Annotated in this window: 24 protein-coding genes; 9 read left to right on the top strand and 15 right to left on the bottom strand. The window is 69.4% G+C overall.

Annotated features, from left to right (window positions below):
- Window positions 1-136: 136 nt before the first annotated feature.
- From LHU95_RS02545 to LHU95_RS02565, 5 genes are read right to left on the bottom strand one after another with little or no spacing between them, the layout of a single operon-like run.
- On the bottom strand, window positions 137-625 hold the full coding sequence (locus tag LHU95_RS02545; RefSeq protein WP_248709809.1) for an outer membrane lipoprotein carrier protein LolA: 489 nt from the start codon (window positions 623-625) through the stop codon (window positions 137-139).
- On the bottom strand, window positions 606-1,634 hold the full coding sequence (locus tag LHU95_RS02550; RefSeq protein WP_248709810.1) for an acyltransferase: 1,029 nt from the start codon (window positions 1,632-1,634) through the stop codon (window positions 606-608). The genes LHU95_RS02545 and LHU95_RS02550 overlap by 20 nt, the downstream gene beginning before the upstream one ends.
- The gene (locus LHU95_RS02555) at window positions 1,631-1,936 is read right to left on the bottom strand and encodes a hypothetical protein (RefSeq protein WP_248709811.1); all 306 of its coding nucleotides are present in this window, start codon (window positions 1,934-1,936) and stop codon (window positions 1,631-1,633) included. The genes LHU95_RS02550 and LHU95_RS02555 overlap by 4 nt, the downstream gene beginning before the upstream one ends.
- On the bottom strand, window positions 1,933-3,396 hold the full coding sequence (locus tag LHU95_RS02560) for a hypothetical protein (RefSeq protein WP_248709812.1): 1,464 nt from the start codon (window positions 3,394-3,396) through the stop codon (window positions 1,933-1,935). The genes LHU95_RS02555 and LHU95_RS02560 overlap by 4 nt, the downstream gene beginning before the upstream one ends.
- Window positions 3,393-3,686 (bottom strand): phosphopantetheine-binding protein, encoded by a 294-nt coding sequence (locus LHU95_RS02565; RefSeq protein ID WP_248709813.1) that lies wholly within the window; start codon window positions 3,684-3,686, stop codon window positions 3,393-3,395. The genes LHU95_RS02560 and LHU95_RS02565 overlap by 4 nt, the downstream gene beginning before the upstream one ends.
- 152 nt (window positions 3,687-3,838) lie before the next feature.
- Here LHU95_RS02565 and LHU95_RS02570 point away from each other — a divergent pair, with 152 nt between their 5' ends.
- Window positions 3,839-4,447, top strand: a complete 609-nt coding sequence (locus LHU95_RS02570) for a hypothetical protein (RefSeq protein ID WP_248709814.1) — start codon at window positions 3,839-3,841, stop codon at window positions 4,445-4,447.
- 25 nt (window positions 4,448-4,472) lie between these two features.
- Complete coding sequence (locus LHU95_RS02575; RefSeq protein WP_248709815.1) at window positions 4,473-5,273, top strand: polysaccharide deacetylase family protein; 801 nt, start codon at window positions 4,473-4,475, stop codon at window positions 5,271-5,273.
- Between the two features lie 25 nt (window positions 5,274-5,298).
- Here LHU95_RS02575 and LHU95_RS02580 read toward each other — a convergent pair whose 3' ends face one another.
- Together LHU95_RS02580 and LHU95_RS02585 are read right to left on the bottom strand one after the other, a co-directional pair.
- On the bottom strand, window positions 5,299-6,057 hold the full coding sequence (locus LHU95_RS02580) for a glycosyltransferase family 2 protein (protein WP_248709816.1): 759 nt from the start codon (window positions 6,055-6,057) through the stop codon (window positions 5,299-5,301).
- Window positions 6,054-6,863, bottom strand: coding sequence for a lysophospholipid acyltransferase family protein (locus LHU95_RS02585; RefSeq protein WP_248709817.1), 810 nt, complete (start codon window positions 6,861-6,863; stop codon window positions 6,054-6,056). Before LHU95_RS02585 ends, LHU95_RS02580 begins: the two co-directional genes overlap by 4 nt.
- A gap of 192 nt (window positions 6,864-7,055) precedes the next feature.
- Here LHU95_RS02585 and LHU95_RS02590 point away from each other — a divergent pair, with 192 nt between their 5' ends.
- A complete protein-coding gene (locus LHU95_RS02590; RefSeq protein ID WP_248709818.1) occupies window positions 7,056-7,823 on the top strand; it encodes a class I SAM-dependent methyltransferase in 768 nt (255 codons plus the stop codon).
- A 275-nt stretch (window positions 7,824-8,098) separates the two neighbouring features.
- Here the strand turns inward: LHU95_RS02590 and LHU95_RS02595 are convergent, their stop codons facing one another.
- Together LHU95_RS02595 and LHU95_RS02600 are read right to left on the bottom strand one after the other, a co-directional pair.
- Window positions 8,099-8,395 carry a DUF2312 domain-containing protein gene (locus LHU95_RS02595; RefSeq protein ID WP_248709819.1) on the bottom strand — a complete coding sequence of 99 codons (297 nt, stop codon included), beginning with the start codon at window positions 8,393-8,395 and terminating at the stop codon, window positions 8,099-8,101.
- 43 nt (window positions 8,396-8,438) lie between these two features.
- The gene (locus tag LHU95_RS02600; RefSeq protein WP_248709820.1) at window positions 8,439-8,795 is read right to left on the bottom strand and encodes a DUF1244 domain-containing protein; all 357 of its coding nucleotides are present in this window, start codon (window positions 8,793-8,795) and stop codon (window positions 8,439-8,441) included.
- Between the two features lie 164 nt (window positions 8,796-8,959).
- Here LHU95_RS02600 and LHU95_RS02605 point away from each other — a divergent pair, with 164 nt between their 5' ends.
- Window positions 8,960-9,370 (top strand): hypothetical protein, encoded by a 411-nt coding sequence (locus LHU95_RS02605; protein ID WP_248709821.1) that lies wholly within the window; start codon window positions 8,960-8,962, stop codon window positions 9,368-9,370.
- A 14-nt stretch (window positions 9,371-9,384) separates the two neighbouring features.
- On the opposite strand, the gene LHU95_RS02610 is transcribed toward LHU95_RS02605, so the two are convergent.
- From LHU95_RS02610 to LHU95_RS02620, 3 genes are read right to left on the bottom strand one after another with little or no spacing between them, the layout of a single operon-like run.
- Window positions 9,385-10,020, bottom strand: coding sequence for a DNA-3-methyladenine glycosylase (locus LHU95_RS02610; RefSeq protein ID WP_248709822.1), 636 nt, complete (start codon window positions 10,018-10,020; stop codon window positions 9,385-9,387).
- A 2-nt stretch (window positions 10,021-10,022) separates the two neighbouring features.
- Entirely contained in the window at window positions 10,023-11,414 is a 1,392-nt protein-coding gene (locus LHU95_RS02615) for an L-lactate permease (RefSeq protein ID WP_248709823.1), read from the bottom strand.
- Window positions 11,411-12,286, bottom strand: a complete 876-nt coding sequence (locus LHU95_RS02620; protein WP_248709824.1) for a DMT family transporter — start codon at window positions 12,284-12,286, stop codon at window positions 11,411-11,413. Before LHU95_RS02620 ends, LHU95_RS02615 begins: the two co-directional genes overlap by 4 nt.
- Window positions 12,287-12,363: 77 nt before the next feature.
- Between LHU95_RS02620 and LHU95_RS02625 the strand changes: the two genes are divergently transcribed.
- From LHU95_RS02625 to LHU95_RS02640, 4 genes are read left to right on the top strand one after another with little or no spacing between them, the layout of a single operon-like run.
- Window positions 12,364-14,256: a propionyl-CoA synthetase gene (locus LHU95_RS02625; protein WP_248709825.1), complete on the top strand. Its 1,893-nt coding sequence runs from the start codon at window positions 12,364-12,366 to the stop codon at window positions 14,254-14,256.
- Window positions 14,253-15,023 carry an enoyl-CoA hydratase gene (locus LHU95_RS02630; protein ID WP_248709826.1) on the top strand — a complete coding sequence of 257 codons (771 nt, stop codon included), beginning with the start codon at window positions 14,253-14,255 and terminating at the stop codon, window positions 15,021-15,023. Before LHU95_RS02625 ends, LHU95_RS02630 begins: the two co-directional genes overlap by 4 nt.
- 4 nt (window positions 15,024-15,027) lie before the next feature.
- Complete coding sequence (locus LHU95_RS02635; protein WP_248709827.1) at window positions 15,028-16,644, top strand: acyl-CoA synthetase; 1,617 nt, start codon at window positions 15,028-15,030, stop codon at window positions 16,642-16,644.
- 46 nt (window positions 16,645-16,690) lie between these two features.
- Complete coding sequence (locus LHU95_RS02640; RefSeq protein ID WP_248709828.1) at window positions 16,691-17,905, top strand: patatin-like phospholipase family protein; 1,215 nt, start codon at window positions 16,691-16,693, stop codon at window positions 17,903-17,905.
- Between the two features lie 9 nt (window positions 17,906-17,914).
- Here LHU95_RS02640 and LHU95_RS02645 read toward each other — a convergent pair whose 3' ends face one another.
- The 3 genes from LHU95_RS02645 to LHU95_RS02655 all read right to left on the bottom strand — a co-directional run bounded on the left by LHU95_RS02645 (window position 17,915) and on the right by LHU95_RS02655 (window position 22,394).
- On the bottom strand, window positions 17,915-18,598 hold the full coding sequence (locus tag LHU95_RS02645) for a metallophosphoesterase (RefSeq protein ID WP_248709829.1): 684 nt from the start codon (window positions 18,596-18,598) through the stop codon (window positions 17,915-17,917).
- A gap of 99 nt (window positions 18,599-18,697) precedes the next feature.
- Window positions 18,698-19,829 (bottom strand): peptide chain release factor 2 gene (prfB, locus tag LHU95_RS02650; protein ID WP_248709830.1). Its coding sequence is split into 2 segments (ribosomal slippage): window positions 18,698-19,759 and window positions 19,761-19,829, totalling 1,131 coding nucleotides; the frame shifts between segments, so codons are not numbered across the junction.
- A gap of 6 nt (window positions 19,830-19,835) precedes the next feature.
- Window positions 19,836-22,394 carry a PBP1A family penicillin-binding protein gene (locus LHU95_RS02655; RefSeq protein ID WP_248709831.1) on the bottom strand — a complete coding sequence of 853 codons (2,559 nt, stop codon included), beginning with the start codon at window positions 22,392-22,394 and terminating at the stop codon, window positions 19,836-19,838.
- Between the two features lie 211 nt (window positions 22,395-22,605).
- Between LHU95_RS02655 and LHU95_RS02660 the strand changes: the two genes are divergently transcribed.
- Window positions 22,606-24,180 (top strand): ABC transporter substrate-binding protein, encoded by a 1,575-nt coding sequence (locus LHU95_RS02660; RefSeq protein WP_349292660.1) that lies wholly within the window; start codon window positions 22,606-22,608, stop codon window positions 24,178-24,180.
- The last annotated feature ends 3 nt before the right edge of the window (window positions 24,181-24,183 follow it).

Genomic DNA, 24,183 nt, shown 5'->3' on the forward strand with positions numbered 1-24,183 from the left:
GCGGGAGTCTGGCCGACGGGGAGGAAGTCCAGCAGGTCGCTGCGGATCTCCGTCCGCCACAGGGCGCCCGCCAGCAGCAGGACGCCGCCCAGCAGCGCGAGCAGGATGGGCAGGGCGCGGCGTGCGGGTTGCGGGGTCAGGGCAGGGGCTCGATCAGCAGCGTCTGCGCGTCGCCATTGGGCTGGCGCAGGCGGATCTCGCGCGGTTCGGCCAGGGCGCCCAGGATCTCCATCCCGGCCATGGCCTGCCGCATGCGCGCATCGCGCGGCACGAGGCGCAGCTGCCACGCGATCGGCGCACCGCTCAACTCGGCGTCGAACAGCCGCTCCAGCGTGGCCAGGTCCCCGGCGAGTGGCGCGCGCAGGGCCTCGACGAAACCGCGCAACTGCGGCTGGGCGGCCAGGCTGAACGCGCGCATGGGCTGGCCCGGCAGCGCGACCTCGACCGCATCGCCCGTGATGCGCAGGGTTTCGGCCTCCGGCGCCTCGGTGTGCTTTTCCAGCAGGTCTGGCCGCCGCCACAGCAGCCGGCCCTGGCTGTGCAGCGGCTGGTCCAGCGCGGCAAAACGGCGCTCCTCGGTGAAGCGCGCGCGGCGCTCCGGCACCTCAGCGAGGTTGCTGAACAACAGGGCGAGCGTGAAGGGCCCCTCCCAGCTCGCTGCCCGGCCCGGCGCCGGGCGCATCAGGGCCAGTGGCAGAAGGAGGAGCACGCGCCGGCTCGGTATCAGCCGCATGGAGGGAGGCCTTCCAGAAGGGGAAGAAATTGAACCACTGACAGGGATGGGCACGGCAGCCCTGCTCAAGCCACCGGGCGTAATGCAGGGCCACCTCGCGCAGGTCTTCGGCGCGATGCTCGCGGCGGAGGGTGATGCGTTCGGCGAAGGGTTCAAAGCGCACCTCATACCGGCGCGGGCCGGTGCAGACGCCGCGGAAGCCCAGGACCGGCGCGCCCAGCATGGCCGCGACGATGAAGGGCCCCGCCGGAAAAGCTGCATCACGGCCGAGAAACGGCACCACCACCGAACGATCCCCCGCCGCCGCGCGATCCGCCAGGATGCCGATGATCTCGCCCCGCTCGATGGCCTCGCGCGCCTGCAGCATGCTGTCGGGCTCGCCCAGGGGAATCACGGCGCGGGCGAGCGCGGGGTCCAGCCGCTCCAGCAGCGTGGTCATCACGCCGGCATTGCGCCGGTACATCAGCGGCCGCACCGGCACGGGGGAGCCCTGGCCGACATGGCGCAGCACCTCGAAGCTGCCCAGATGCCCGCCCAGCAGGACGCAGCCGCGCCCCTCGGCCGCCAGCTTTTCCAGATGCTCCAGCCCGGTGACCTGGACGGTGAAATTCTCCGTCCGGCGGGCCAGGAAGAAGGGCGCATCCAGGATGCTGCACGCGAAGGCGTGGATATGCCGGGCGATATCCGTGAGCCGCGCCGGCCGGCCCAGCGCAAGGCCGAGATACTCGCGCGAGGCCGCGCGCGCGCCCGGCGAGCTCAGCAGGAACCAGGCGGTGATCGGCAGCAGCAGGACACGGCCAAAGCGCCAGCCCAGGCGCTGCACGAGAAACAGGCCGAGCCTGGACCAGAAGGCATTGCCGCGCTCCCGCATGGCCGCCCATTCGGCCGGCCGCGCGCTCATCCTGGCACCGGCTGCATCCGCGCCACGCCGCGCAGGGCGGGCTCCGCGCCGATCATGCCGGTGAAATGCACCCGCCCGGCCTCGGCCAGGCGGCTTGCCAGCATGACCACCTCGCCAGGGCGGACCGGGCGCAGGAACTTCGCCTGCTCCAGCGCGGCGACATGCAGGCCGGGATGGGCCGCGCCGAGCAGGGCGAAGATTTCAGCCAGCAGCAGCACGCCCGGCACGATGGGGCGCCCCGGGAAATGCCCCGGCAGGCTCGGGTGCTCCGGTGATGTGGTGAAGTGGCCGGCGGGCGTCATGGGGCAGCCGGCGTCAGCAGCGCCAGCAGGGCGTCGCGCGGCAGCTTGCCGATCTCGTTGCGTGGCAGGTGATCCAGCAGGAGGATGCGGCGCGGCAGGAAGGCCGGCTCGACCAGCCCGCGCAATTCGGCGAGGAGGTCCGCGGCGTCGCGCCCGGGAGCGACGGCGAAGGCGATGGGCCGCTCGGTGGCGCTGCGTCCGGGCGCGGGTTCGGGCATCAGGAAGGCCGCGTCCCGCACGCCCTCCAGCCCGGCCAGGATGCGGGTCAGCCCGGCCAGGGAAGCGCGGCGGCCCCCGCGCTTGATGATGTCGGTGCCGCGCGAGACCAGGCGAAACTGCCTCGGCGAGAGCAGATCGAGCACATCCGAAAGTGCCGTGGCCGGGGCGCCCTCCGCCGCGGCCTGCACCACCTCGTCACGCCTGGTCAGGCTGACGCCGTCATACAGCGTCCAGGCGGCCTCCCGCGCGGTGCGGCGGGAGGCGATGGAGCCGACTTCGGTGGCGCCGAAAATCTCCATCACCGGGGCGTTCCAGAGCGCCTCGGCGCGGGTTGCCAGGGTTGGGTCGAGCGGGGCCGTGGCGGAGATGACGGCATGCATCGGCGGCAGCGGCGTTGCCGCCTCCAGCAGCGCGCCGAGATGCAGCGGGGTGGTGATGAAGATGGGCTCCGGCGCCACGCTGCCGGCCGGCATCTCCGGATCTCCGGCGATGCGTGCCGCTTCGGCGAGGCCCGCCGCCGCATCGCCCGGCAGGAAGCAGGGCGCGCACCAGGTGATGATGGCGGCATGCAGGGGCAGCAGCACCATCGTCTCCATGCCGTACATATGCGTGGGGGAAACAGTGCCCACCAGAAGGCGTTGCTGCCCCCCGCCCATGAGCCCGAAGCGCGCTGCGGCGGCGCGGTTGCGCGCTTCCAGCGCCCCCCAGCCCTTGGCATGGGCCGAGGGTTTGCCCGAACTGCCCGAGGTGACGCCGATCAGGGCGGTCAACGCCTTGGGAAACACCGGGTTGACCGGCACTGCACCCCAGGCATCGCCCAGCTGCGGGGTGGCGATGCTGGCGGCGGCAAAAGCCGGCGGGCGTGTGGCGCCCTCATCCATCAGCGGGTGGGCTTGCGGGAATTGCTCCAGCAGCATCGCGATGCCGGCCGGCGAGGGGTCTGTCACCAGCACGCAGGGGGTTGAGCGGAGCATCGCCGCGGCCAGGGCGATGGCCGTGCCGCAAGGGTCCCGGCAGAGATTGAGATAGGCGCTGGCCGGCGGAAGGCTGGCCGCGACGCGGGCGGCGGCCCGCAGGAAGATGACGCCGGTGATCCGGCGCAGGCTTTGCTCCGCGCGTCCGGCAGCCGGGTACCAGAAGAGCGTATCCTCCAGCGGCCGCTGCAACAGCGCGGCGGCCGCGGCGGGAACCTCGTCCGGCGCTGGCCGCGGAGCGCGCCGCGATGCGCCGCCGCTGCTCATGTGGCGGTGGCGGAATCCGCGGGGCGCGGCAAATGGGCGGCGATATGCACGGCGAGGCTGCGCAGCGATGCGAAGATGCGCTTATTGTCCGGATCATCGGAGCGGAGCTGCACGCGATACCGTTCCGAGACGCAGACCGCGATCTCAAGGGCGTCAATGGAGTCCAGCCCCAGGCCCTCGTTGAAGAGCGGTGCATCCGGGGCGATGTCGGTCGCGTCCATCTCCAGCTTCAGCGCCGTCACGATGGCTTGGGCCAGATCCAGCTGAAGCTCAGAAACATTGCAATGCATTGACTTTGAAGAGAAATCTGCCATGCTTTCTTTCCAGATCACTCCCTGGACCCCGGCGCGCGGCGGCCAGTGGTCATAGCTTGAATGTCATTCGTGATGTTTCGTTGCATCGGCTTGAAACGAGGCGGAATTATAGCAGGCCGAGGAGATCCGTGACCATTCTTCTCGCCATCCTGGCGCTGCTGGGGCCGCCATTGGTGCATGGCCTCGGTCTGGGCCATGGCCAGGTGCTGTGGCTGCTGCCGTTCCTCGCCCTTCAGGTCGGGCTGGTCGTTGCCCATGGCCGGGGCTTCTGGCTCTGCATCTGGCCGCTGGCCACGGCGGGTGCGATCCTCGCGGCGCTCCTGCTGGGCGTTGATGCGCGCCTCGCGGTGCTGGTCACCGCCGGCGTGTCCCATGCGGCATTTTTCGCGGCGCTGGGCCTGGGCCTGGCCGCGGCCATGCGTGGCGGCCGCACCGACCCGATCACGCGTCTGGCCGAGCGGCTTGACCCCCATTGGCGGCCGGAGATGGCGAGCTATACGCGCGCCGTGGCCCGCGCCTGGGTCTCCTTTTTCCTGGCCCAATGCGTGATCTCGGCGCTGCTGGCGCTCACGGCGCCGCGCGCGGTCTGGTCGCTGTTCGTGAATGTGCTGGACCTGCCGCTCGTCATCGCCATGTTCATCGGCGAATACATCATGCGCCGGCACCGCTTCCCCGATCATCCGCATATCGGCGTGATGGGCGTGGTGCGGGCGCTGCGCGAGGGCCGCCTGTGGTGAAGCGCGTCGCGGCGGACGGGGCGGAATGAGCACCAACTGGCGGCCCCGGCCGCTCATCCTCGGCTCAATCCTGCTGCACGCGGCGGCGCTGGGCGTGCTGGCGCTGGCGCCGCAGGCCTGGCCCTGGGCGCTGGGCGGCGTCCTGGCGAATCACGCGCTGCTGACCTTGCTGACCTTCCTGCCCGACAGCCAGCTGCTTGGCCGGAGCCTGCGCTCCCTGCCGCCAGGCCTCGCCAGCGGCCATGTCGCGCTGACCTTCGACGATGGCCCGGACCCCGAGGTGACGCCGCGCATCCTCGAGCTGCTGGACCGACACGGGGCCCGCGCCACCTTCTTCTGCATCGGCGAGAACGCGGCGCGCCACCCGGAACTGGTGCGCGAGATCGCCGCGCGCGGCCACACCATCGGCAATCACACCATGCATCATCCGGGCTGGTTCGCCCTGCTCGGGCTCGGCGGGCAGCGGCGGGAATGGCAGGCGGCGCAGGCGGTGCTGCGCGGGTTGGGCGTGGCCAGTGACCTCGCCCGGGCGCCGCTCGGCCTGCGCAGCCCGCTGTCGGATCTTGTGCTGCACCGGCTCGGCCTGCGCCATGTCGGCTGGCGGCGGAGGGGGTTTGATACGCGCTGCGGCGACCCTGAGCTGGTGCTGGCGCGCATCATCAGTGATCTGCGGCAGGGCGACATCATCCTGCTGCATGATGGCCGCGCGGCGCGGGATGGCACGGGGCAGGCGGTCAGCATCGCGGTGCTGGCGGCCCTGCTGCCCCTGCTGGCGGCGCGGGGACTTGCATCCATCCGGCTGGAGGGCGAGGCCATCCCGCCATAGAACGCTCGCCGGGCCCGGTGCGGGCTCAGCCGGCCCGCCGGGTGAATTTCCGCCCAAGCAGCCAGGGCAGCCGGCCGAGGAAGCCGATGAACAGCCGCGCATGCATCCGGGTCAGCAGCAGGTTGTCGCGGCCATAGCGGAAATGCGAGACGCCGCCCTCCGCCACCGGGACGTAGCGCACATGGGCCGGCAGGTTGATCGCGGGGACCCCGGCCCAGACCAGCCGCACCGCCGCCTCGGGGTCGAAGTCGAAGCGCCGCATGCTGGCCTGGGCCTGCATGATCCGCAACAGCGGCGCGATGGGATAGACGCGAAAGCCGAACAGGCTGTCGCCGATGCCCGACCACAGCGTTTCCAGATTGGCCCAGCCATTGGAGATGCGCCGCCCCCCCACGCGCAACGCCGGCGCCTCCGGCCCGAAGACCGGCTTGCCGAGGACCATCGCCCCGGGCGCCGCCATGGAGGCGGCCATGAATTCGCCGATCTGTGCGGCCGGGTGCTGGCCATCCGCGTCCATCACCAGGGCGTGGGTGAAGCCCAGCCTTGCCGCTTCGGCCAGCCCCGCCAGCACGGCGCTGCCCTTGCCGCCATTGCGCGGCATGGTGATGACGCGAAAGTCCGTCCCGGGGTCATCCCGCAGCGCATCGGCCGCGCCGTCGGTGCTGCCATCGCTGACCAGCCAGACCGGCGCCCAGGCCGCCCGGGCGGCGGCGAGGGTTTCCGCCAGGATGGGGCCGGTGTTGTAGCTCGGGATCAGCACCAGGTGGCTGCGCGACGGGGTCACGGGCTGTCCGCCGGGGGTTGCAGCCGGGCCAGGAACAGCTCTCGCAGGGCCTCGGAGAAATCCTCGGCGCGGCCTTCGACCGGCAGCAAGGGCCCCAGGGTGACGCGATACTCCAGCGGAAATTCCGGCCGCTTCCAGAGCGGCCATCCCTTGCGCAGATATGGCGAATTGCTCTCGATGAAGAGCGTCTGCACCGGGGCTTGCGCCCGCCTGGCGATGAGCGCGAAGCCAGGGCGGAAGGCCCCCATCCGGCCAGCTGGCTGGCGCGTGCCCTCAGGGAAGATCAGCAGGTTGGAGCCCTCGCGCAGGGCGGCGGCCGCGTTGCGGATCAGGCGCAGCGGTTCGTCATTGCGGATGTATCCGGCCAGCCGCCCGCCACCCAGCAAGGGGTTCCGCCACAGGCTCGCCTTGATGATGCAGACGGTGCGCGGCAGGCAGGAGCCGAGCAGCAGGATATCCAGCAGCGCCAAGTGGTTCGCGGCAAAGACCACACCGCGGAAATCCTGCACGGCGGCCAGCGCGCTGAGGTCCACCCGCGCTATGCCAAGGCGCCGCATGACCCAGAGGAAGAAGCTGAAGAACATGATCGTCGCAGCCTGGCCCAGGCGCTGCCCGAAGCGCCGGGGCAGCAGATGCACCAGAAGCGTCGCGATCAGGCTCCAGCCGGCAAAGCAGATGGCGAGCAGGGTCAACACCAGCACGAAGCTGAAACTGTCCCAGGCCCAGCGCAACGGCCGCCGCCGCGCGGCGGCCTCCGCCGGATCACGCTGCGGCGCGCCATCGGCGGCGGGCGGATCGGAAGCCATACTCAATCCGGTTCCCTCCCCTGGAGCCGTTTGCTACAGGATGTCGTGTTGGCAGCGGCGGTTTGCACCGGCTCTGGCCTCTCGTTCCTCGACCATTCGCGCCTGCCCGACATTTCCGCCTGGAAGGGCGATGCCCTTCCCATGTGACGTCATAGCGAAGGCCAGGGGCCTTTGCATCACCGGCCCGGCGGCATGGCCGCGTGGCACAGCAGGAACGCCGATCTGACCCAGCCACACCCCGCCCTGACCGAATATTACGGCGACCCGCGTGAGCGCGAGGCCTTCGTGCGGCAGCTTTTTGACAGCAGCGCCGCCGATTATGACCGCATCAACGGCATCATGTCGCTCGGCTCGGGGGCCTGGTACCGCCGGCGGGTGCTGCGCGACCACGGGCTGGCACCCAGGCATCGGGTGCTGGATATCGCGGTCGGCACGGGGCTGCTGGCGCGTGAGGCGGCGGGGATCGTGCAGCCCGAGGGGTTGGTCGTCGGGCTGGATCCGAGTTTCGGCATGCTGGCCCAGGCCCGGGCCAGCCTGGCGCTGCCGCTGGTCCAGGGCCGGGCCGAGGCCCTGCCCTTCCAGGATGCCAGCTTCGACATGGTGACGATGGGCTATGCGCTGCGCCACATGGCCGATTTCGGCAGCGTCTTTGCCGAGTTCCGCCGGGTGCTGAAGCCGGGCGGCAAGCTGCTGGTCCTGGAAATCGCCCGGGCCGAGAACCGCTTCGTCCAGGCCGCCGCGATGCTCTGGCTGGGCCGGATCATCCCGGCACTCTGCGGCCTGATGATGCCGCGCCGGCAAGGGCGGCTGCTCATGCAATACTATTGGGACACGATCGAGGAATGCGTGCCGGCCGCGACGATCGAGGCCGAGCTTCGCGCATCGGGCTTCCTCGATGTGGGCAGCACGGCGACCCTCGGGGTATTCCGGGAATATGCGGGGGTGACGCCGCCAGCGTGATGCGGATGCCGGGCCCTCGGCCTGGCCGCTGAATGGCTGGCCGATCGCGCCATCCTTGTCGGGGGGCGCCATGTGGGGCTTACACCTGCTCGCATAAGGCCAGGTGGCCGGTTTCGAAGGGCCTGGCGCCGGCGCGCGGCCAAGGTTGCGCGGGCTCACCAAGTGACGCCAAGGGCACGGATGGCAAGCGCCAAGCCGCTGCTCTCCAAACAATCGAAACGGTGCGGCCCCGCGCGGGTCCGGCCGATGCCGAACGACGCCCGGGATCCGCCGCCTCACATGCCGAGGGCGCGCCGATAGAGATCGAGCAGCGTCTCCTGCTCCTCCACCTCGGCCGGCTCCTGCTTGCGCAGGCGGATGATCTGGCGGACCACCTTCACATCAAAGCCGGCGGATTTCGCCTCGGCGTAGATGTCCTTGATATCGTCGCCTAGCGCCTTGCGCTCCTCTTCGAGGCGCTCGATGCGGTCCACGATGGAACGCAGCCGGTCGGCCGCGATGCCCCCCGTGTCGGCATCGGGGGCATCGGCCTGCCGCTTGCGGCTCGCCTTGGCATCTTCGGTCTCTGACATGGTCTCTCTCACATGCGGAAGCAGGGCGAGGGAGGTAGCGCCTCTATCCCGGCTTGGCCATGGGGTCTTCCCGGCTCATCGCGACGCCGAAGGCCGCCTTCTGTTCGGCAGAGGCTTCCTTCTGGTGGGCCGCCTGCCAGGCCTTGTAGTCCATCCCGTAGATGATCTCCCGCGCGGCGGGGGTTTCCAGCGCGGTGCCGGCATCGGCCGCGGCCTCCTGGTACCAGCGGCTGACGCAGTTCCGGCAGAACCCGGTGAGGTTCATCATGTCGATATTCTGGACATCGGAGCGTTCGCGCAGATGCGCGACGAGCTTGCGGAAGGCGGCGGCTTCGATGCGGTCACGCGTGGCGGCGTCGGCCTCCAGCTTCAATTCGGCTTCGGGCTGCGGGATCGGCATGTCTGATACTCCTTGTCGCGCATAGATGCGCCCGCCCTTGCGGCCCTGCAAGCAGGTTTTCCGTCAGGGAATCACCGCGCGAGACTGGACCTCCTGGCCGTGCTGGCACAGCATGCTGGGCATCCGCCTGCCGCCATGGGCATGCTTTGTATGGAGGTTTTCCGATGTGGCGCATGATGCTTCTGGGCGTGGTGATCGCGCCGCTCCTTGCGCCCGTCCAGGCTGCTGCCCAGGGCTCCGGGCAGAGCCGCGCGCCAGCCTCGCCCACGCCGGCGGCCCCAGCCGTGACGGGCGAGCCCAATTGCGATGAACAGGTGCGTGCCTGGCGCGCCTGCATCGCCGCCTCGAACAAATCCACGCCGGAGAAGAACACCGCCTATGCCGAGGTGAACCGCTTCATCAATGACGTGCGCAACGCCACCGGCGCCAACCGCACGGGCCTGGCCCGCGCCTGCGTGCCCACCAGCGCCGGGTATCGCCGCATGCTGGCGGAAGGGGCCTGCGCCCGCGGGCAGACCGGGCTGTATGACGATCTGCGGCAATCCAGCACGCCAGCCCCGGCGCTGCGCCGCTGACCGGGTGAGCCCCGTCAGACGGCGCTCACCTTCACCTTCTTGCCTTCATCGGCGGCGCGCCAGAGATACCAGGCGGCGATGCTGCGCCAGGGCGCCCAGGCCTCACCGATGCTGGCCAGCTCCTTGGGCTTGGGCTGCGCCTCCAGGCCGTTCAGCAGCCGCCAGCCTTCGCGCACGCCGAAATCATCCACCGGCAGGATATCAGCCCGGCCGAGGGTAAAGATCAGCAGCATCTCGACCGTCCAGCGGCCCACGCCGCGAATGGCGACCAGCCGCTCGATCAGCGCGGCGTCCTTCAGCCCGGCCGCCTCCTCCAGGCTGGGCACCAGCCCGGCCTTCGTCTTGGCGGCGATATCCTGGATGGCCAACACCTTCGAGCCGGAAAAGCCGCAGCCGCGCAGCGCCTCGGGCGGCAGGGCGAGCACGAATTCGGCGGAGGGAAATTCCTCACCCTCATACAGCGCGCGGAACCGGTTCAGCATGGCCTCGGCCGCGCGGCCATGCACCTGTTGATGCGCGATGGCGCGGATCAGCGCCTCATAGGGCTCCCGCTCCAGCGGCACGAGGGTGCAGGGGCCGATGCGCTTGACCAGCGGGCGGAACAGCTTGTCCCGCGACAATTTGCGCTCGGCGATCTGCCAGTCGGACATCGTCACCTCATGAACACCAGCGCGAGCGTGCCGAACAGCATCACCAGCGCCATGGAAGGCAGCATCAGCCGCCAGACTTGCACGGGGCGCGTGCCATCCGCCAGCAGGGCGCAGAGCATGGCCGTCCCGGCGATGCTCATGCCTGCCCCCGCCGCCCCCGCGAAATTATGCAGCGCGGGCGCCAGCAGCACCGGCAGCCCCAGCACCTGGCCGAGCGCGGCCTGGACCGGCATCAGCGCGGCATTGGCGCCGACATTGCTGCCCGTGATCATCCCCGATGCGAAGCCGAGCGGCGTGATGGCATAGGCGGCCAGGTCGCCCTTGCCCTCGATCAGCGCGGTGGCCAAAGCGAGCGCGATGCCGCTTCCCGCCAGCCAGCGGCCCAGCGTGACATAGAGCAGCATGGCGAGGGCCGGCCGCTGGGCGCGGCGCAATGCCGCCAGGCCGCGCGCCAGGCCATCGCCGCGGGCCAGCAGCAGACTGGCCGAGACCAGCCACAGCACGACGGCCACATGGGTGATCGGAAAGGCCGGCAATTCGGGGAAGGGATGCAAGGCGGGCGGGTTCGGCACCAGGCGCGCGCCGAGCAGGCAGAGCGTCAGCAGCAGATAAGGCCAGCTCATGCGCAGGGCGGCAACCAGGTCACGCGGCGGGTCGGCGCGCCAGAGCGCCCAGATGGTGACGCCGCCGGAAGCCACCACGCCGATCACCTCAAAGGGCAGGACCCAATGCAGCGCCACCAGGAGCAGCGCCAGCACGGTGAGCATCAGCGCCTGCATCATCTTCTCGCGCCCGCTCACCACCACGCCGGCGCGGTCCTGCAACCACCACAGGATGGGGGCCAGCGCGATGATCCAGCCGGCATTGGGCCAGGCACTGAGCGCCACGGCATCCTGCGCCGGCACGCCCGCCAGCACGGCGCCGAGCGAGGTGCCGGGGCCAAGCCCGCCCCAGGGCACCATCACCAGCCCCTGGAGCGAGAGTGCCACGGCCACGGCGCCGCCAACGCCCATGGCGCGCAGGGCAGCCAGCGCGAAGACGGCGCCCACGGCAAAGCCCGTCACCGATTCCAGGAAGCACCCCATGGGCAGCGTCACGGCGAAGATGCGTTGCGCGGTGGGCAGCCGTTCGGCCGCATCGGCCGCGGGCTGCACGGCGGCATGGAACAGCAACCCGCCCGCCACCACGGCCATGGGTTGCAGCGCCAGGAAGGCCGCCCGCAGGGTGGCGCCGCCGAGGAAGCCGAGCAGGGTGACGCCGTCAGGCAGGCTCACGGCGATGGCGGGCAAGGCCAGCGCCAGCGCAACGCCACAGGCCGCAAGCGGCCCCGCCCGGCCCGTGCCGAGCAAGGCGAGCAGCGCGAGAAGCGGTGCTGCCTGCAGCAGCAGCGTCACCGTTTGCGGGCCTCGCTGATGGTGATGATCACCGCACCGCTGAGGATGATGATCGCGCCCAGCCAGGTCCAGCCATCCGGCACCTCGCCGAAGAGCACCCAGCCGAAGGCGGCGATCACGACGAGGCGCAGATACTGGAAGGGGGCCACCGCGCTGGCCTCACCCGCGCGCAGCGCCTCCGTCACCAGCCAGATGATCCCGGGCGTGACCAGGCCGAAAACGGCAAGGATCAGCAGGTCCATGAGGCCGATGGGTTGCCAGAACAGGATCGCAAAAGGTGCCACGCAAAGGCTGGTGATCATGCCGACCCAGGCGAGCACGGTCTGCGTGCTCTCGGTGCGTGACAAGCTGCGCGAGGTGAGGGTGATGCCGCACCAGGATAAGGCGGCGGCCAGCGCGATCAGCGCGCCGGCGAGGGGAATATCGGTGCCTGGGCGCAGCATCACCGCGATGCCGATGAAGCCCAGCACCGTGCCGGCCCAGCGCGGCGCATCCACCCGCTCCCCCAGCACCGGCCGCGCCAGGATCGTCGTGAACATGACATTGGTGAAGGAGAGGACCGTGGCGGTGGTGAGGTCCAGGAAGGCGAAGGACAGGAAATAGAACCCCCAGGTCAAGGCGGAAGACCCGCCCCGCAGCAGGTGCATCAGCGGCCGCCCGGTGCGGAACACCGCGACACCGCTGGCCAGGATCAGCGGCAGCACCCACACCAGCTGGCCGATGGAGCGCGCGAAAAGCTGCGTGGTGGTGGGGATGCCACGGTCACTCATCCAGCGGATGAACAGCGCCTCCGTCGCGAAGAGCACCCCGCCGAGGGACATCAGGATCGCGCCCCTGATATTGCCGGGCAGGGCTGCGAAGCGCGTTCTCATGCTGGGATGGTGCGGCGGTCCCGCTTGCGAGGCAACGCCCATGGGCGCATTTTCTCCGGCAAAGGGAGAGATCAGCGATGACGGCTTACGATGCCGCGGTGGCGCAATGGCGCAACGACCCTGAGGCATACTGGCTTGCCGCCGCGCAGGGGCTGGAATGGACGCGCCCGCCCAGCCTTGCGCTGGACGCATCCCAGGGTCTCTTTGGCCGCTGGTTCGCCGATGGCGTGCTGAACACCTGCCACAATGCGCTGGACCGTCATGTCGCCGCGGGGCGGGGCGCGCAGACTGCCATCCTCTATGACAGCCCCATGACCGGCGCCCAGCAGCGCATCACCTACACCGAGATGCGGGACCGCACGGCCCGGCTGGCCGGCGCGCTCGCGGCGCGGGGTGTCGGCCAGGGGGACCGCGTCATCATCTACATGCCCATGGTGCCCGAGGCCGCCATCGCCATGCTGGCCTGCGCGCGGCTGGGGGCCATTCACTCGGTCGTGTTCGGCGGTTTCGCGGCGGCGGAGCTGGCGGCGCGCATCAATGACGCCACACCCAAGGCGGTGATCAGCGCGAGCTGCGGCCTGGAGCCGGGCCGCGTCATCGCCTACAAGCCGCTGCTCGATGCCGCCATCGGCATGGCCGCGCACAAGCCTGATCTCTGCCTGATCCTGCAACGGCCGGAGCAGCCCTGCACGATGATCGCGGGGCGTGATTTCGACTATGCGGCGGAGGAAGCGGCGGGTGCGCCGCATCCTTGCGTGGATGTGGCGGCGACGGACCCGCTCTACATCCTCTACACCAGCGGGACGACCGGAAAGCCCAAGGGCATCGTGCGCGACAATGGCGGGCACGCGGTCGCGCTCCACCACTCCATGTCCATGATCTACGGCATGAAGCCCGGCGACGTGTATTGGGCGGCGAGCGATGTCGGCTGGGTCGTGGGCCATTCCTACATCGTCTATGCGCCGCTGCTGGCGGGCTGCACCTCCATCCTGTTCGAGGGCAAGCCGGTGGGCACGCCCGATGCCGGCACCTTCTGGCGCGTCTGCGCGGAGCATGGGGTGAAGCTGCTTTTCACCGCGCCCACCGCCATCCGCGCCATCCGCAAGGAAGACCCCGAGGCGGCGCTGATGCGGAACTACGACCTCTCGAAGCTGGAGGCGCTGTACCTGGCGGGCGAGCGCTGCGACCCGCCGACGGCGCTCTGGGCCATGGAGCAGCTCGGCATCCCCGTGGTGGATCACTGGTGGCAGACCGAGACGGGCTGGCCCATCACGGCGGGCTTCCGTGGCTTCGGTCTGTTCGAGCCGCGCCCCGGCTCCGGCGGCAAGCCCACGCCAGGCTTTGACGTGCGCGCGCTGGATTCCGAGGGGAATGAGGTGCCGCGCGGCGAGAATGGTGCCCTGGTGGTGAAGCTGCCCCTGCCGCCCGGCTGCGCCCCCACGCTCTGGAATGCCGAGCAACGCTATCGCGAGGCCTATCTCTCCACCTTCCCCGGTTACTACGACAGCTCGGATGCCGGGATGGTGGATGCGGAGGGCTTCGTCTGGGTGATGGGCCGCACGGATGACATCATCAATGTGGCCGGCCATCGCCTCTCGACGGGTGCCATGGAGGAGGTGCTGGCCGCGCACCCTGATGTGGCGGAATGCGCAGTGGTGGGCATCGCCGATGCGCTGAAGGGCCAGGCGCCGCTGGGTCTTGTCGTGCTCAAGGCGGGTGCGGCGCGCAACCCCGAGGAGGTGGCGCGCGAGCTGGTGAAGCTGGTGCGCGAGCGCATCGGGCCCGTTGCCGCCTTCAAGGAAGCCCGTGTGGTGCAGCGCCTGCCCAAGACGCGCTCCGGGAAAATCCTGCGCGCGACGATCCGCAAGATCGCCGATGGCGAGGCCTATGTGGTGCCGCCGACGATTGATGACCCGATGATCCTCGACGAAATTGCCCATGTTCTCAAAGAGGGGGTGCTGGGCCGATGATCACCACGGAGCGCCAGAACAACGGCGTGGCGCTGATCACGCTGGATCGTCCGGCCGCGCGCAACGCGCTCAGCATCGCCATGCTGGAAGCGCTGCGCGACGCGCTGCACGCGGCCGTGGATGCGCGCTGCATCGTGTTGGCGGCGCATGGCCCGGCCTTCTCCGCCGGCCATGATCTGCGGGAGCTTACCGCGGCGCGTGCCGAGGCGGATGGCGGGCGCGATTTCTATGCGCGCACCATGGCCCTGTGCAGCCAGGTGATGCAGCAGGTGGTGAACCACCCTGTGCCGGTCATCGCCGCCGTGGAGGGCATCGCGACCGCCGCCGGCTGCCAGCTTGTGGCAAGCTGCGACCTGGCCGTGGCCACGCCGGCCAGCAGGTTCTGCACGCCGGGCGTGGATATCGCGCTGTTCTGCTCGACGCCCGCCGTGGCCGTTGCGCGCGCCATTCCGCGCAAGGCCGCGATGGAAATGCTGCTCACCGGCCGGATGGTCTCGGCCGAGGAGGCGAAGGCGCTCGGCCTGATCAACCGCGTGGCCGAGGATGCGCGGGCCGAGGCGCTGGCGCTGGCCGCCAGCATCGCCGCGCGCTCCGCCGTTACGGTGCGGTTGGGCAAGCGCGGCTTCAACGCGCAATGCGGCATGCCGCTGGCCGAAGCATATGATGCGGCGAGCGCCGTGATGGTCGAGAACATGATGGCCGCCGACGCGGAGGAGGGTATCGGCGCCTTCCTCGGCAAGCGCGCGCCCCATTGGCAGGACAGGTAACCCCATGGCCGCTTCCGATTACGATGCCCTCCCGCGCGTCGCCGCCAATCACCAGCCGCTGACGCCGCTGCTGTTCCTCGAACGCACGGCCGAAGTGTTTCCTGGCCATGTCGCGGTGATCCATGGCCGCATCCGCCGCTCCTATGCCGAGTTGCGGTTGCGCAGCGTGAAGCTCGCCCATGCGCTGCATCTGCGCGGCTTGCGGCGCGGCGACACGGTGGCCGCCCTCCTGCCCAATACGCCCGCCATGCTGGAATGCCACTACGGCGTGCCCATGGCCGGCTGTGTGCTGAACACGATCAACACGCGCCTCGACGCCGCGACCATCGCCTATATCCTGGATCACGGCGAAGCGCGGATCGTCATCGTGGATCGCGAATTCATCCCCGTGCTGCGCGCGGCCCTCGTGCAATGCGCGAACAAGCCCACCATCATCGAGGTGAATGACAGCGAGGCGCCCTCGGATGAGACGCTCGGCGGCCAGGATTACGAGGAGCTGCTGGGCGAGGGCGATGAAACCTTCGCCTGGCCGATGCCGGCCGATGAGTGGGATGCGATTGCGCTGAACTACACCTCGGGCACCACGGGCAAGCCCAAGGGGGTGGTGTATCATCATCGCGGTGCGCAATTGCTGGCCATCGGCAATGTGCTCTCGGCCGGGATGGCGCGGCATCCGGTCTATCTCTGGACCTTGCCGATGTTCCATTGCAATGGCTGGTGCTTCCCCTGGACCATCACGGCGATGGCGGGCACGCATGTCTGCCTGCGCGCCGTGCGCGGCCCCATCATGTGGTCGCTGATCGCGGAGCATGGTGTCACGCACATGTGCGGTGCGCCGATCGTGATGGGCACGCTGCTGGCGACCCCGGCGGCGGAGCAGCGCCCCTTGCCGGGCTCGGTCACCTTCGTCGTCGCGGGCGCCCCACCGCCGGAAGCCGTGCTGGCGGCCATGCGCGCGGCGGGCTTCGCCGTGCTGCATGTCTATGGCCTGACCGAGGTCTATGGCCCCGCCGTCACCAATGAATGGCACGCGGAGTGGGATCGCGCCCCCGCCGCCGAGCAGGCGAAGCTCATGGCGCGCCAGGGTGTGCGCTACGTTCCGCTGGAGGCGCTGGATGTGATGGACCCTGCCACCATGCAGCCCGTCCCCGCCGATGGCGTCGCGATGGGCGAGGTGATGTTCCGCGGCAATGTCGTGATGAAGGGCTATCTGAAGGAACCCGCCGCGACGGATGCGGCCTTCGCCGGTGGCTGGTTCCACTCGGGCGATCTCGCGGTGAAGTATCCGGATGGATATATCCAGTTGCGGGATCGCTCCAAGGACATCATCATTTCGGGCGGTGAAAACATCTCGTCCATCGAAGTGGAGGATGCGCTCTACAAGCATCCGGCCGTGGCGCTGGCGGCCGTGGTGGCGCAGCCCGATGACAAATGGGGCGAGGTGCCCTGCGCCTTTGTGGAGCTGCGCCCTGGCATGAACGCGACCGAGGCCGAGATCATCGCCCATTGCCGCACGCTCATGGCCGGCTTCAAGGCGCCCAAGCGCGTGGTCTTCACCGAATTGCCCAAGACCAGCACGGGCAAGATCCAGAAACACGTGCTGCGCGCCGGCATCCGGTGAGGCGCGCCGCCCCATCCATCAACGTCCACAAGTGAGAAGATGCCTCATGGCTGATCTGCCCCGTCCCCCTGCCCTGTCCCGCCGGGCACTCCTGGCGACCAGTGCGCCCCTGGCGCTGGCCGGATGCGCCTTGCCGACGCGGCTGCCGGCGGTGCCCTCCGCGCAGCGCCCGCAGGTGACGGTGCTGGGCCTGCCCAATGAGCGCTTCTTCCCGACGGAGCATGCCGGGCAGTTGGGCTTGCAGCAGGAATTCGTTGCCGCCATGCAGCGCAACATGGCCAGGCGCGGCCTCGCACCTGGCGCTGCCTTTCCGGAGCTGGACCTGCTCGCCATTTCCGGCGGTGGGGAGGATGGGGCCTTTGGCGCCGGCATGCTCGTGGGTTGGTCCGAGCTTGGAACCCGACCGGATTTCTTTCTGGTCACTGGCGTCAGCACGGGGGCACTGACCGCCCCCTTCGCCTTTGTCGGCAGCTCCTCGGATGCGGCGCTGCGCAGCGTCTATACCGAGATCACCCTGGCCGACATCCTGAACCAGCGATACTTCACCGCCGCCATCTTCGATGACGCGATGGCGGATAACAGCCCGCTGTTTCGCACCATCTCCCGTTATGTGAATGAGCAGATGCTGGCCGAAATCGCCCGCGGCTATGATTCCGGGCGGCTGCTGCTGATCGGCACCACCAACCTCGATGCCGAGCGGCCGGTGATCTGGAATATCGGTGCCATCGCCAAGAGCGGCCATCCGCGCGCGCTGGATACGGTGCGGCGCATCATGCTCGCCTCGGCGGCGATTCCGGGGGCCTTCGCGCCCGTGCTGTTCGATGTGAATGTGGCCGGCGTTCCGCACCAGGAACTGCATGTGGATGGCGGCGTTTTCGCGCAGGCCTTCCTCTATCCGGCCAGCGTGGGGGATTTGCGGCGGCAGCGCATCGCCCAACGCCTGCCTACCGCCCCGGCCCGGGCGTGGATCATCCGCAACGCGCGCCTCGAACCCAAGGGCAGCGAGGTGAATCGGCGCACGCTCGGCATTGTCGGGCGGGCCGTTGGCTCGATGATCGCGGCCTCGGGCTATAACGACATCATCCGGATGTACTTCGCGGCCGAACGGGACCGGGTGGATTACAACCTGGCCTTCATCCGGGATGACTTCACCGTCCCCTACGGACTGCCCTTCGATCAGGCCTATATGCGGCCGCTGTTCGAATATGGACGGGAGCGGATGCTGCGCGGGGATATCTGGGTGAAGCGCCCACCTGCCTGAACGTCCCCGTCAGGCGGTCATCAGCCCGATCCGGTCTTCCTCGAAGACGCCGCAGGTGAGCGGCCCGCCAAAGACGGCGCCGGTGTCGAGGTTGACGCGGTTCTCGCGCAGATCCGCCACGCGCTCGCGCACCGGCGTGTGGCCATGCACGATGAAGGCGCCGTGATCCGCCTCACTGTCGAGGAAGGCGCCACGGATGCGCATCAGATCGTCGGGCGCTTGCGCATCGAGCGGGATGCCCGGACGCACGCCGGCATGGGCGAAGAAATAGGGGCCGACGCGGTGGCTCAATGCCAGGCCGCGCAGGAATTGCTGGTGCCCGGCGGGAATGCCCGTGGCCCAGCTTTCGCGCGGCGCGTATTCGGCCATGCCCCAGCTCACCAGGGCTTCGCGGCCCCCGTAATACATCCAGTCCGTCGCACTCGGCGCATCGCCGTCGAGGGCGGCGAGCAGCGTGGCCTCGTGATTGCCGCACAGGTTGATGACGGGGCAGGCGTCGAAGCCCATGGCAGCGTCCAGCGCACCGGCGGAATCCGGCCCGCGGTCAATGAAATCGCCCAGGTGGATCAGCCGCGCGCCGGAGGTGGGGTTCTCCTTCAGATCCGCGCGGATCAGCTCATGCAGGGCCCGCAGCTTGTCCGCGCAGCCATGGACGTCGCCAATCGCATAGATGCGCGTCCCTGTGGGAAGCACCGCCGGCGATTTCAGCCACCTCATGCGTCGGAGCTGCGGGAGGCTTGAGGCAGCCCCACAGGCTGCCGCTCTGCCAGGGGCCAGGGCCAGCGGCCCTGGCTATCGCGCGCTGGCGCTTGCATCCGACCGTGTATTGCCCACGCGCGCGGCCAGGGCGGCGGCCATGAAGTCGTCAATATCGCCATCCAGCACGGCGGAGGGATTGCCCTTCTCCAGCCCTGAACGCAGATCCTTCACCAGCTGGTAGGGCTGCAGCACGTAGTTCCGGATCTGGTGGCCCCAGCCGATATCCGTCTTGCCCGCCTCGATGCCATCGCTGATGGCTTCGCGCTTGCGCAGCTCCAGCTCATAGAGGCGCGCCTTCAACATATCCATCGCTATGACGCGGTTGCGGTGCTGCGAGCGGTCCTGCGTGGAGGCCGCGACGGTCCCGGTCGGGATATGGGTGAAGCGCACGCCGGATTCGGTCTTGTTGACGTGCTGCCCACCAGCACCCGAGGCACGGAAGGTGTCGGTCTTGATATCGGCCGGGTTGATCTCGATCTCGATCTTGTCGTCGATCACCGGATAGACATAGACGCTGGCGAAGCTGGTCTGCCGCTTGTCATTGCCGCCGAAGGGGCTGATGCGCACCAGGCGGTGCACGCCCGTCTCGGTCTTCAGCCAGCCAAAGGCATTGGGGCCGGTGACCTGGAGGGTGGCGGATTTGATGCCCGCCTCCTCGCCCTCGGATTGCTCGGTCAGCGTCGCCTTGTAGCCCCGGCGCTCGGCCCAGCGCATGTACATGCGCATGAGCATCTCCGCCCAGTCCTGCGCCTCGGTGCCGCCGGCGCCGGCATTCACTTCGAGGTAGGCGTCATTCGGGTCGGCCTCGCCCGAGAGCAGGCTTTCGATCTCGCGGCGCTTGGCTTCGGCGGCGAAGCTGACCAGATCCGCCACGGCGGCATCGGCGGTCGCGGCGTCGCTTTCGGCCTCGGCCATCTCGATGAGTTCGAGGGCATCGGCCACGGATTGTTCGAGGCGCTGCACGCCTTCCACCTGTTCCACCAGCCGGCCGCGTTCGCGCATCAGCTTGGTGGCCTCGGTGGCGTCATTCCACAGGGCGGGGTCTTCGGCCTTCGCGTTCAGTTCAGCGAGGCGAATGAGGGAAGCATCCCAGTCAAAGATGCCTCCTCAGCAGGGTCACCGAGGCGGTGATCTGCTCTTGAAGCTGGAGGGCGTCTGCGCGCATGGGGGCTCAGTAAAGCCCCCCGAGTCCGCTGTCCACCCGGGCGGCGGCACCGGAGCCCATTTCGGTCGGCACGGTGGCGGCATTCTCGGTGCCCGGGCGGAAGGCCTCGAGAATGGTCTCGCCGCGATCCGTCTGGATGCGCACCAGGGCCACGCCGGGCGGCGCGCGGAAGGGCACGGCGGGGCTGCCGGCCAGCGCGGCGGCGATCACCTCGCGGAAGATCGGCGCGGCATTGGTGCCGCCCGTCTCACCCTGGCCGAGGCTGCGCGGATCATCATAGCCGATCCAGACGGCCACCACGATATCGGGCGTGAAGCCGACGAACCAGTTATCCTTGTAGTCATCCGTGGTGCCGGTCTTGCCGGCGATCGGGCGGTTCAGCCCCGCGCCGGCCCGCCCGCCGGTGCCGCGCTGCACGGCCCCTTGCAGGATGCTGGTGATCTGGAAGGCGGCGATGGGATCGGCGATCTGCCGGCGATTATCGGTGAAGCGCGGCGGGCCGCCCTCCGGGCCGGCGGCACAGGCGCCGCAATCGCGGTTGGAGCTGCGCCAGATGACGCGGCCGCGCTGGTCCTGCACGGAGTCGATCAGCGTGGGTTCCACGCGCCGCCCGCCATTGACGAAGCTGGCATAGCCGGCCGCCTGGCGCAGCACCGTCGTCTCGCCCGCGCCGAGGCTCATGGAGAGGAAACGCGGCATGTTCTCGATGACGCCGAAGCGGCCGGCGGTCTCGCTGACGCGCTCCATGCCGACCTCCTGCGCGATCCGCACCGTGACGAGGTTGAGGCTGCGTTCGAGCGCAGAACGCATGGTCACATAGCCGCCGCTGGAGCCGCCGCCGTAATTGCCCGGCCGCCAGACGCCCTGCGGCGTGGCGATTTCCACCCCGCCGTCGAGGAAGCGCTGGTTGGGCGGAATGCCCTGCTCCAGCGCCGAGATATAGACGTAAGGCTTGAAGGAGGAGCCAGGCTGGCGCATCGCCTGGCTCGCGCGGTTGAACTGGCTGCGCTCATAGCTCCAGCCGCCGGACATGGCGAGGACACGGCCCGTATTGGGGTCGAGTGCGACGACGGCCCCCTCCACATCCGGGATCTGGCGCAGCAGCACCCGATCGGCCCGCGGCGCGGCAGCGCCGGCGCGGGGCGGCGTGGCGGGGGCGGCGGCGGCCGGCGCCGGCTCCAGCATGACGACATCGCCGAGCGCCAGCACATCGCCGATGCGGCGGGGCGGGTTGCCCAGCCGGACCGGCTGCGTGCCCTGGCTCGGGATCACGGGGCGCGCCCAGGCGAGATCCTCCAGCAGGATGGTGCCCGTGCGCGGCTCGGCCGGGGCGCGCAGATGGGCGCGCTCGAACCAGCCGACGCGCGCCTCGCGGTCGCGGATTTCCAGGATGACGCCATGGCGCCATTCCGGGAGGATGCCCGGCGGCCGGCCGAAAGCCTCCAGCGCGGGCAGCCATTCGGCCGGGGCATGCGCGCTTTTGGCCAGCGGCCCGCGCCAGCCGCCGCGGCGGCGGTCAAAGGCCAGCAGGCCGTTGCGCAGGGCCACCTCGGTCGCCGCCTGGAGCGCCGGATCGAGGCTGGTGCGGACGACGAGGCCGCCCCCCTGGGTCTGCTCCTGCCCGAAGCGCGAAATCAGCTCGCGGCGCACATCCTCGGTGAAATGGCCACCCACCGGCACCACTTCGGGGCGGCGCAGAGGGCGGGCGAGGATGGTCTCGGCATGGGCGGCCGCGGCTTCCTGCGGGGTGATCACGCGGTCTTCCAGCATGCGGTCCAGCACCCAGTCGCGGCGAATGCGGGCCTGGTCGGGGAAGCGCAGCGGATTGTAGTTGTTCGGCGCCTTGGGCAGGGCGGCCAGGAAGGCCATCTCCGAGATGGTGAGCTCCTCCAGCGCCTTGTTGAAATAGGCCTGGGCGGCTGCGGCCACGCCATAGGCCTGAGCGCCGAGGAAAATCTCGTTCAGGTAGATTTCCAGGATGCGGGATTTCGGCAGGGCGTTCTCCAGCCGGATCGCCAGCAGCGCCTCCCGCGCCTTGCGCAGCACGGTGCGGTCACTGCCGACCAGCATGTTCTTCGCGACCTGCTGCGTGATGGTCGAAGCGCCGACCATCCGCCGGCCAGTGCCATATTGCTCCAGATTGGTGATGACGGCGCGGAGCACGGCGATGGGGTCCACGCCGCGATGGCTCTCGAAATTCTGGTCCTCGGCGGAAATGAAGGCCTGCTGGAGGCGGCGCGGGATCGCCTCGATGGGCACGAAGACGCGCCGCTCGGCGGCGAGTTCGGCCATCAGGCGGCTATCGCCGGCGTAGATGCGGCTCATCTGCGGGGGTGAGTAATCGGCCAGCCAGCGGTAATCGGGCAGGCCGGCCTCCAGGCTGCGATACAACCCATAGGCGGCGACGGCGCCCCCCAGCAGCACGACGGCGGCCAGGATAAAGAGCGAGCGGATGAAGCCGCCAAACAGCCGGAAGGGCGGGCGCTTGGGCGGCTTGGGGGGGGCGACCTTGTCCGGCCGGGGCGGGACGATCGGGGCTTCAATGGCGGGCGAAGGCGCGTTCATGCGGGGCGTTTAGCACAGAATGCGCAACAATCCCGCCCCTTCTGCACAGGCTCGAAAATGCGGGGCAATGCGGCAGGAATCCGGGCTTCTGCGGCGGCTTTGGGCGTGTGCCGCCGGAGCCGCGCAAGAAAGATGAAGCCCACCTAGCTCGCCGCGTAATCTTGCTGCTACACAGGTCGCTTCCCGTTGCGGCTCCATCGGAGAGAACTGAATGGCCTGGATGTCTCGCGCCTTTGCCCTGCTGGGTGCGCTCGCGCTTGTGGCGCCCGCCTCCGCGCAGAACCTCAACATGGCCGTGGGGGCGCCGGTCACGTCGATTGATCCGCATTTCCATCAACTCTCGCCGAACAATGCCGTGGCAGGCATGATCTTTGACCGGCTGATCAACACGGATGGCCAGTCGCGCATGACGCCGGGCCTGGCCGAGAGCTGGACCGCGATCGCCCCCGATGTCTGGGAATTCAAGCTTCGCCGTGGCGTGCGCTTCCACAATGGCAGCGAATTCACCGCCGAGGATGTGGCCTTCACCTTTCAGCGTGTGCCCAATGTGCCCAACAGCCCATCGAGCTTCGCGGCCTTCGTGCGCCCGATGCGCAGCGTCGAGGTGGTGGACAGCCACACGCTGCGCGTCACCACCCATGGCCCCTATCCGCTGCTGCCGCAGGACATGACCAACCTCTACATCCTCGACCGCGAGACGCATCAGGGCGTCACGACCGAGGATTTCAATGCCGGCCGCGCCGCCATCGGCACCGGGCCCTACCGCATGGTCAGCCATCGCATGGGCGATCGCATCGAGTTCGAGCGCAATGACCAGTATTTCGGCGAGCGCCCGGCCTTTGCCCGCGTGAATTACCGCATGATCACCAATGACAGCGCCCGCACGGCCGCTCTGCTGGCCGGCGATGTCGAGTTCATTGACCAGGTCCCCACGGCTGACCTCACGCGTCTGCGCGGCGACCAGCGGATGGCCATGAGCGAGGTGACGGGCCTGCGGCTGATCTATCTCAGCTTCGACCACCACCGCGACGAGGCTTCGCCCTTCGTGACCGACCAGGAAGGCCGCCCCCTGCCGCGCAACCCCTTGCGGGATGTGCGGGTGCGGCGCGCCCTCTCCATGGCGATTGACCGCCCCGCGATCGTGGAGCGGGTGATGGAGGGGGCCGGCACGCCATCGGCGCAATTCTTCCCGCCGGGCGTGTTTTCCTACATCCCGGATTTCCCCGCGCAGCGCCCAGATCCCGAAGCCGCGCGCCGCCTGCTGGCCGAGGCCGGTTTCCCGCAGGGCTTCCGCATCACCCTGCATGGCCCCAATGACCGCTACCCGAATGACGGCCGCGTGATCCAGGCGATCGGCCAGATGTGGACGCGGCTTGGCGTGCGCACGGCGGTTGAGGCGCAGCCCTGGACCACCTTCGTGGCCCGCGCCGGCCGGGGCGAATTCTCCGCCTTCCTGATCGGCTGGGGCTCCAACCCCGAAGGCTCCCACCCGCTGCGCAACCTGATCGCGACACCGGATCGCGAGCGCGGCTGGGGGGCGAGCAATCGCGGCCGCTACAGCAATCGCGAGATTGACGGCCAGCTGGACGTGGCGCTGCGCGAAATTGATGACACGCGGCGCGAGCAATTGCTGATCGCGGCCCAGCGCGCCGCCTTTGAGGATGCGGCCATCGTGCCGCTCTACATCCAGACCAATATCTGGGCGATGCGCCGCACCCTCCAGCACGCGTCCCGGACGGATGAGCTGACGCGGGCCCAGGATATCCGCCCCGCCACGGCACGTTAGGGC

This window comes from Sediminicoccus sp. KRV36 (genome assembly GCF_023243115.1).
GTDB lineage: Bacteria > Pseudomonadota > Alphaproteobacteria > Acetobacterales > Acetobacteraceae > Roseococcus.